Consider the following 8,557-nt stretch of genomic DNA (forward strand, 5'->3'; position numbering starts at 1 on the left):
CAGTAAAAAAGAAAATATTTTTTTAAACATGATATAGTATTTCTCACGCAAAATTCTTATATCAGATACAATATGATGAATTTGATCTTTTGCCAAAGGGAAAGCAGCAAAATCATATTCTAAAAACTAATCCACAGATTATTTTTGATATTATACAGATAAAAAAAAATGCAATTATCATCCCCGCAAAAAATATCTCAAAAAAGCAAAATCCCTCCAGCAATCATTGGACTACTCCCTCAAATATTTTCAGACCATTATAATCATAAGGAGCTAGACCACTTATTTTTTAAATTATCTGCTCCCAATGAAACAGAAAGAGATAGCAAAGCCTTTAAAACCAAGAAACGACTCCAAGCCATCAACATGGAATGCGATGAACCGCTTGAAATTCTTAGCAATTTGCAGATTTTATGAACAAAGAGCATCATAATTATCCTCACAAAAACCCCCAACTAAAGGAAGATAAATGTAAAGTTCTAAAAACTTTAGAGAAAATTGGATTACAATACCACCATGAAGGATATATTACCAAAGCTGGCTTTCTCTCTATAGAAGAATTGCAAAAAGAAGTTGCAAAGAACGGACTATTAGCAATAGAAACTGAAATAAAGAGAGCATTGGAGAACATAGAAACCGATCCAATGGCTTCAGCTCTCTACGCAGCTAATCTATTAGAGGCATCCTGTAAAGTTTATCTCGACCACCACGCTCTCTCCTATAAAGAAACCGCTTGTACGCTACCCGCTTTATGGCAACAAGTCATAGAACATGCTGAGCTTTGTCCAAAAGATATGGAGAAAAAAAACTTAAATGATTTTGATGTAAATGACTTAAAAATGATTTCATCTGGTCTCTACCAAGTTGTGGAAGGTACCATGAATCTAAGAAATAAAAAAGGTGCAGCCCATGGTCGCTCGGAGACAAACTTTCGAAAAATCAATCTCAAACCTCGTCATGCCCGCTTAGTAGTTAATGCTGCCTCTACCCTTGCAATGTATATCTTAGAGTTGCGCCAAAAAACATCATAAAAAATACTCTTGATAAACGAAACAGATTGATCTTAACATTTTCCCCTCATGAATTTCACACCAGAACGCAAACAGACTCCGTAAAACCGGACCGGATCTTATAAGAACCACAAACCATTAACCTTTGGAGCAGAGCCTACACAAATATGTAGGCTCTGTTTTGCTCTCCTGCCAAGAGAATTGACAGCAAACAGACTCCTCGATAAACTCACCAAAATCTGCTTAAACAAGAGCTTTATTTAGGAAAAAAAGGGCTTACACAAGGGACACAACAGGGGAGACAAGCATTGGGGAAAGCCATCAGCACTCCCAATCACATTCACCCCGATATCACAGTCCTCACAAACAGGGATTCATTCTCAAAGCCTGTTATTTATGAGGCAGAACCAATAGCGTAAAGAACATCCGCAGGGGGCATAAGAATGCAAAAGAGAGATTCCTATAGCAAATCAGAAAAGTATGTCATTTATACCGTCATTATTTCCAGTATACTGCCCTTGCTCGATGGAAGCATTGTTAATGTCATCCTCCCCAGACTTGCGCATTATTTTTCAGCGGGAGAAAATAATATACAATGGATTGTAACTTCCTATTTTCTCGCCACCGTGCCCGGACTTTTGATGGCCGCTTTTATGCAAGGGAGAATAGGCGTAAAAAAAACGTGGCTGCTTGCAAACTGCATTTTTATGCTTGGATCATTGGGAGTAGGATTAAGCTATAATTTTCAAACCATTATCTCTGCCCGTATCATTCAAGGTTTTGGAACAGGTCTCTTATTGCCCCTAAGCCAAACTATTATCGCCTTACAATTTGGACAGACACGGGTGCGCCAAGCCATGGGAACCATAGCCGTACCAACGGTTTTTGCTCCAGCCTTTGGTCCACTGGTGGGCGCTTCAATTGCTCAGTATGTATCCTGGCGGTTGTTATTTTTTATCAATATTCCCCTTATTCTCTTGGCTCTCACCATTGGAGCAAAACATTTAAAAACCAACGAAACAGAAAAAACAAAATTTAACTTACTGGCATTTTTAACCTTTTCCCTATCCCTTATTTCGTTTTTTTACCTCACAGAAGCCAGAAATATTGCTAACAACAACATCCTCTCTATCATAGCACTGATAGCAGTCATCTCTCTCATATTGTTCATTGTTTCTAATCAGAAAGCAAAAAACAAATTAATCATCTTTAGTGGATTTACAAATGTACGTTACACATTGCTCATGATCATGGGGCTTATTGCTTCCTTTCTTTTTTATAGCTTTCTTGTTTATTTCCCCTTAGCTCTCGCGGAAGAACCCCATGAAAAGAGCCTTCTCCTCATCGGCGCCCTCCTTGCTCTACAAGGGGTGGGAGCATGGATTGGCAGGAAATTTATTTATCAAAAATGGAAAGAAAAAACGCCCTTTTTCATGATCGGAATTGGTTTGCTGATATCAAGCTTTGGGATATTATGCTTTGGCTATCAGACAAGCATGGATGGTCTGGGTTTCTTACTAAGAGGTATAGGGCTTGGTATTGCCACCATTGTATGCCTGTCTGCCCCCATTCAATATGTCAATCCTTTATACATCAAAGATACAGCGGTTATCACACGTATATTACAGCAAATAGGTGGCGCTTTAGGAGGTGTGTTTGCCGGCTATTTGCTCCATACGCTAACTAAAGGAGTTCTTTCCCTCAATCAAACATATCTCATATTCTTTCTCTTCTCTATCAGTGCACTTTTACTGTTTTGCCTCGTACTCTCTCTATCGCCTAAGGAAAAGAACACAAATTTATGAGATGCTTTGTTGAAACCCTATAAACATTTGCAATGGTGATAAGAATATAGAGCATGTGCTTTGGTTTAAAAACACCACTATGCTGGTACTTTAACTCCAGCCTTCATCTTTATAAACAGTACTAACCCGCGAGACTCCTTAAGCTCTAACATTGGTACACCCCATTCAATTACACTTCATTACGCCTCTCCCGACTTTTCTAAAAAATGAGAGGATGAAGATTTTAGACATGTGCTATGGAGTTTTTTAAACCTATCACCATAGGGTAATCTTTCTTTCCTTGAAGATTTGCATAGGATTAAGCATACATTTTAATGCGTAATAAGCCCATAAGTACGCTAAAAGCTACCTCCTCTCCATCCATAATAGCACACGAAACCTTCTCTACCACGCGACCGTAATGGGGAACATCACAGGGCTCGCACAAAATCAATAAACAAAACAACCCCACCTCCAATCCTTGCAATAACCATCGACGCAAGCAAACCTGCCCCACAGAGTGAAAGAACTGGAGACGAAGTAAAAAGAAAAGAGAACATGAGTATTTGCACTCACAAGATGCATGTAAATTATCCTCTGCAGATAAAACGCGCTCTCTTCGCGCACATCAGTGATTTTGTAAATGCGTTACGCATCTGCTTCAAATGATAACACCCCATAACACATATGCCCCATTTTCTTAAAGCGCGGATCAATATCTTTCTCTTGTCCTTCCGCCTTTCCCTATTTCACTTTTACTCTCTAGCCTAACAGTTATGAGATTACAAAGCTCTGTCTTCTCTTTCTGAGAAGTAAAGAACCGATTCCAATATTTAGGAACATAGCCTTTTATGGTCCTTCTCACGCCATTTCTATCTGATTTTAAGAGACAAAAAATCAACACTATTTTGCAAGAGGTTGGCTTATGTGTGATGTTAAAGTGATATAAAAGCCCAGCAGTATCATTCTGATGCATACTCTCTCATAGTTAAGGAAAGTTTCATCGCCCACCCCCATATTTTTATAGAGGAGAAACCTTGAAGAGTTTATGCGCCTTATTTCTCGCTCTTTCACCGCTAGTTGTCCTTGTTTTTCCCTTTCTCTCCCATTCAATATTTCAGCGTTTGTTTTGCTTTATTATTCCATTGTTTCTCTCTCCACTTTTTTAAAGGATAAGAGGGTTGTAGAAAATGTGAAACAGCAACAAAGAGACCTTGAACTTAAGAGAGCAAATTTTTAGCATGGAGAAGTTTCTTGATAAAATTCACAAGGTTAGTGTCATATCTGCAAAGGCAAAAAGCTTCCCTCACGGACACAGGATGGGAGGAGTGCGGATGGATAATGGAACAATGTCGCAGCAAAAAAGGAGGGGCATATTGCGCTAAGAGTAGAGATATGCGCTCTACAGATGTAACAAGGAGCAAGATATCGCAGAGCGTATAATCTATTTTTCAAGTTGCTTTTCGAGAGCGAAGTATAGATTGAGTTTCTGCTCTTGCGAAGCTTTTATTGCGCAGAATGACATATCTCCAGGCTGCTACCTTCTAGCCTTAGCGAGAAAGCTGTTTAGTGGCATTTACCCCCTATTACGGTCCATTAGGTTCTTTTATGCGGAAAGATTTCTGATGCCCCCCAGCTCCTCAACATAACTTCACCTGCGTTTTCTTCTCGATAGGAGAATGGTTGCAAGTGTTATTTCGTTAACATCTTTAATGCTTTGGGAAGTGTGTAATTTTTTGACGTTTTTAACTTTTGCGCGCATAACATGTTAATTTATACAGGGGATATTTTTCTGGCGTTGTCGTCGACTATATGAGCACAGTAACATATGCTTTCATGGTGTTTATCTTGATGGCACATAAAGGGGAATGGGGGCATTTGACATTATGGAGATTTTTTTGAGACACCTTTAAAGCGATAGGATTATCTTGATGATCAGGAAGTATTTTAGCGTCAAGTATTTTTATGGTTTTTTGTGCAATTATTCGAGCATTTTTTCTTCACTAGTTCCTTTTCCTTCCACCAGCCTTTATCTTCTTCACTTTCTCTCTCGCCTTCTATGAGATTACAAAGCTCCATCTTCTTTTTTTAAGGAGTAAAGGACTATCCCCATTTTAATGAGGCCATGCTATATGTAAGAGATTTTTCTGGTGTTTTTTTGAGAGAGTTTTTTTTATATTTTTTATTTTGTTTTTGAGGTATGAAGCCTTTTTGCGAAAGCCATGGGTTTTGACCTTTTGGACGCTTAAGCCATATGAGAGGGGGACGAGCAAAATAAGATGGGTATAGCTATTTTAAGGCGCCTTGCCTTAGAGGGAATAGTGTTTTGGCGTAATCTAACGCCTCACGTTGGTAACAGCTCGCATTGTTTTTTTTCGCGTAAGGGAATTTGATTTTGTCCATAGCCTCACCCCTTTCTTTGTAGAGGAAGAGCGAACACTCCTGCATGTATGTGCAATGATTTTTCTTGATGTTTTTATCTGCGATCTTAGATCTGCATACTGGAAGTATGTTGGCTCATTTTGGATTTGGCGGTTTTATTTTTGGGGCTTTTGTCGCTATGGATTTGTTATGGGTTATGGAGCTTATTTTGGTTGCGGGGGCAGGATTTGAACCTGCGGCCTTCAGGTTATGAGCCTGACGAGCTACCGGGCTGCTCCACCCCGCGCCATTTATTTTAAAACAAGAACTATTTTCTGTCTAGCGAATGTATAGATTATGTTATTTTTATTTTTCTATTAGAAGATTTGAGACTTTTCTATGCATTTAGCAGACCTGGCGGCGACTTACTCTCCCGTGCCTTAAGGCAAAGTACCATCAGCGCTGGAGCGTTTCACGGCCGAGTTCGGGATGGGATCGGGTGCGTTCACTCCGCCATAACCACCAAGTCAGCAAAATGCATAGAAAACAAGAGAAGCTGGAATTTTAATTTTTAAGAATGAGCATAGGAAATGGGAACGATCAAGTCGATCGAACGATTAGTATCAGTAAGCTTCATGTGTTACCACACTTCCACACCTGACCTATCAACGTGGTGGTCTACCACGGTTCTCAGGGAATACTTGTTTTCAGGTGAGTTTCCCGCTTAGATGCCTTCAGCGGTTATCTCGTCCGTATATAGCTACCCTGCTATGCGGCTGGCGCCACAACAGGTCCACCAGAGATACGTCCATCCCGGTCCTCTCGTACTAGGGACAGGTCCTGTCAATATTCCAACACCCACGGCAGATAGGGACCGAACTGTCTCACGACGTTCTGAACCCAACTCACGTACCGCTTTAAATGGCGAACAGCCATACCCTTGGGACCTGCTCCAGCCCCAGGATGCGATGAGTCGACATCGAGGTGCCAAACAACCCCGTCGATATGGACTCTTGGGGGTCATCAGCCTGTTATCCCCGGCGTACCTTTTATCCGTTGAGCGATGGCCCTTCCACACGGGACCACCGGATCACTATGACCGTCTTTCGACTCTGCTCGACTTGTCAGTCTCACAGTCAGGCAGGCTTATGCCATTGCACTCAACAAACGATTTCCGACCGTTCTGAGCCTACCATCGCGCGCCTCCGTTACTCTTTAGGAGGCGACCGCCCCAGTCAAACTACCCACCATACACGGTCCCGAATCCGGATAACGGACTGCGGTTAGACATCCATATCGGTAAGGGTGGTATTTCAAGGATGACTCTACAAGGGCTAGCGCCCCTGCTTCAAAGTCTACCACCTATCCTACACATACAGACACAAATGCCAGTGTAAAGCTATAGTAAAGGTGCACGGGGTCTTTCCGTCTAACCGCAGGAACCCCGCATCTTCACGGGGAATTCAATTTCACTGAGTCTACGTTGGAGACAGCGGGGAAGTCGTTACGCCATTCGTGCAGGTCGGAACTTACCCGACAAGGAATTTCGCTACCTTAGGACCGTTATAGTTACGGCCGCCGTTTACTGGGGCTTCAATTCAATGCTTGCACATCTCCTCTTAACCTTCCAGCACCGGGCAGGCGTCAGACCCTATACGTCGTCTTGCGACTTCGCAGAGCCCTGTGTTTTTGGTAAACAGTCGCTACCCCCTGGTCTGTGCCACCCTCTAATGGTTGCCCACTAAAGGGTCACGCTTCTTCCGAAGTTACGCGTGCAATTTGCCGAGTTCCTTCAACGTAGTTCTCTCAAGCGCCTTAGTATTCTCTACCAGTCCACCTGTGTCGGTTTCGGGTACGGTCTATATGTGGGAGCTATTTCCTGGGACTGCTTCACTGCAAGATCAATCCAATAAGACCTTACAATACACGCAATCCGTCACTACCCACAGGTCCACGAATATTAACGTGGTTCCCATCGACTACGCCTTTCGGCCTCGCCTTAGGGGCCGACTAACCCTGCTCAGATTAACTTTAAGCAGGAACCCTTGGACTTTCGGCGAGGGAGTCTCTCACTCCCTTTATCGTTACTCATGTCAGCATTCTCACTTCCGATACCTCCAGGAGCTCTCACGAGTCTCCCTTCACAGGCTTACGGAACGCTCCGCTACCACTTACTCCAAAAGGAGTAAATCCACAGCTTCGGTGTATGGCTTTAGCCCCGTTACATTTTCGGCGCAGGGACCCTTATTTAGACCAGTGAGCTGTTACGCTTTCTTTAAATGGTGGCTGCTTCTAAGCCAACATCCTGGTTGTTTTGGGATCCTCACATCCTTTCCCACTTAGCCATAACTTGGGGACCTTAGATGGTGGTCAGGGTTGTTTCCCTCTCCACGACGGACGTTAGCACCCGCCGTGTGTCTGCTAGTTAGTTCTTCCAGGTATTCGGAGTTTGGTTAGGTTTGGTAATCCGGTGAGGACCCCTAGCCCATCCAGTGCTCTACCCCCTGGAGAATTCGACTAACGCTCTACCTAAATAGATTTCGCGGAGAACCAGCTATTTCCGAGTTTGATTGGCCTTTCACCCCTAGCCACAAGTCATCCCAATCTATTGCAACAGATACGGGTTCGGCCCTTCAGTAAGTGTTACCTTACCTTCAGCCTGCTCATGGCTAGATCACTCGGTTTCGGGTCTAATCCAACGAACTGATCGCCCTATTCAGACTCGCTTTCGCTACGCCTACACCTACCGGCTTAAGCTTGCTCGTTGGACTAAGTCGCTGACCCATTATACAAAAGGTACGCCGTCACCCAGAACGTATCTTGGGCTCCGACTGTTTGTAGGCATTCGGTTTCAGGTACTTTTTCACTCCCCTTGTCGGGGTACTTTTCACCTTTCCCTCACGGTACTGGTTCGCTATCGGTCATGCACGAGTACTTAGGCTTGGATCGTGGTCGACCCATATTCAGACAGGATTTCACGTGTCCCGCCCTACTCAAGGACTTAAATCAGACTTACGTATACGGGACTATCACCCACTTTGGTACGACTTTCCAATCGTTTCTACTTTTCTTAATTTAAGCCACTGGCCTGGTCCGCGTTCGCTCGCCACTACTAACGGAGTCTCGTTTGATGTCCTTTCCTACAGGTACTTAGATGTTTCAGTTCCCTGCGTTTGCTTCATACACCCTATTTTATTCAGGTGTAGATACCTTTATCTGACGACTAGAAAATTAAACTGTTTATCAAAAAACAGCTTAATTTTTCTAGCCATCAAAGGTGGGTTGCCCCATTCGGAGATCTACGGATCAAAGGGTATTCGCACCTCCCCGTAGCTTATCGCAGCGTATCACGTCCTTCATCGCCTGTGCATGCCAAGGCATCCACCAAATGCCCTTAAGACA

At 43.1% G+C, this 8,557-nt stretch carries 3 protein-coding genes, 1 tRNA gene and 2 rRNA genes (1 of these 6 only partly in view); 3 read left to right on the forward strand and 3 right to left on the reverse strand.

The features are described 5' to 3' along the window. Positions 1 to 168 precede the first annotated feature (168 nt). The 3 genes from D1093_RS10335 (at position 169) to D1093_RS08410 (ending at position 2,815) form a co-directional block, all read left to right on the forward strand. Entirely contained in the window at positions 169 to 417 is a 249-nt protein-coding gene (locus D1093_RS10335) for a hypothetical protein (RefSeq protein ID WP_244613986.1), read from the forward strand. Beyond that, entirely contained in the window at positions 414 to 1,031 is a 618-nt protein-coding gene (locus D1093_RS08405; protein WP_244613987.1) for an abortive infection family protein, read from the forward strand. Before D1093_RS10335 ends, D1093_RS08405 begins: the two co-directional genes overlap by 4 nt. Before the next feature lie 422 nt (positions 1,032 to 1,453). Beyond that, the gene (locus tag D1093_RS08410; protein ID WP_120101964.1) at positions 1,454 to 2,815 is read left to right on the forward strand and encodes an MFS transporter; all 1,362 of its coding nucleotides are present in this window, start codon (positions 1,454 to 1,456) and stop codon (positions 2,813 to 2,815) included. A 2,570-nt stretch (positions 2,816 to 5,385) separates the two neighbouring features. Here the strand turns inward: D1093_RS08410 and D1093_RS08415 are convergent. The 3 genes from D1093_RS08415 to D1093_RS08425 all read right to left on the reverse strand — a co-directional run. Next, positions 5,386 to 5,462, reverse strand: a tRNA-Met gene (locus tag D1093_RS08415). A 105-nt stretch (positions 5,463 to 5,567) separates the two neighbouring features. Further along, positions 5,568 to 5,682 (reverse strand): 5S ribosomal RNA (gene rrf, locus D1093_RS08420). 69 nt (positions 5,683 to 5,751) lie between these two features. Then, a 23S ribosomal RNA gene (locus D1093_RS08425) occupies positions 5,752 to 8,557 on the reverse strand; it runs 7 nt beyond the window's last position.

It is taken from the genome of Bartonella kosoyi (assembly GCF_003606325.2).
GTDB classification, from domain to species: Bacteria; Pseudomonadota; Alphaproteobacteria; order Rhizobiales; family Rhizobiaceae; genus Bartonella; species Bartonella kosoyi.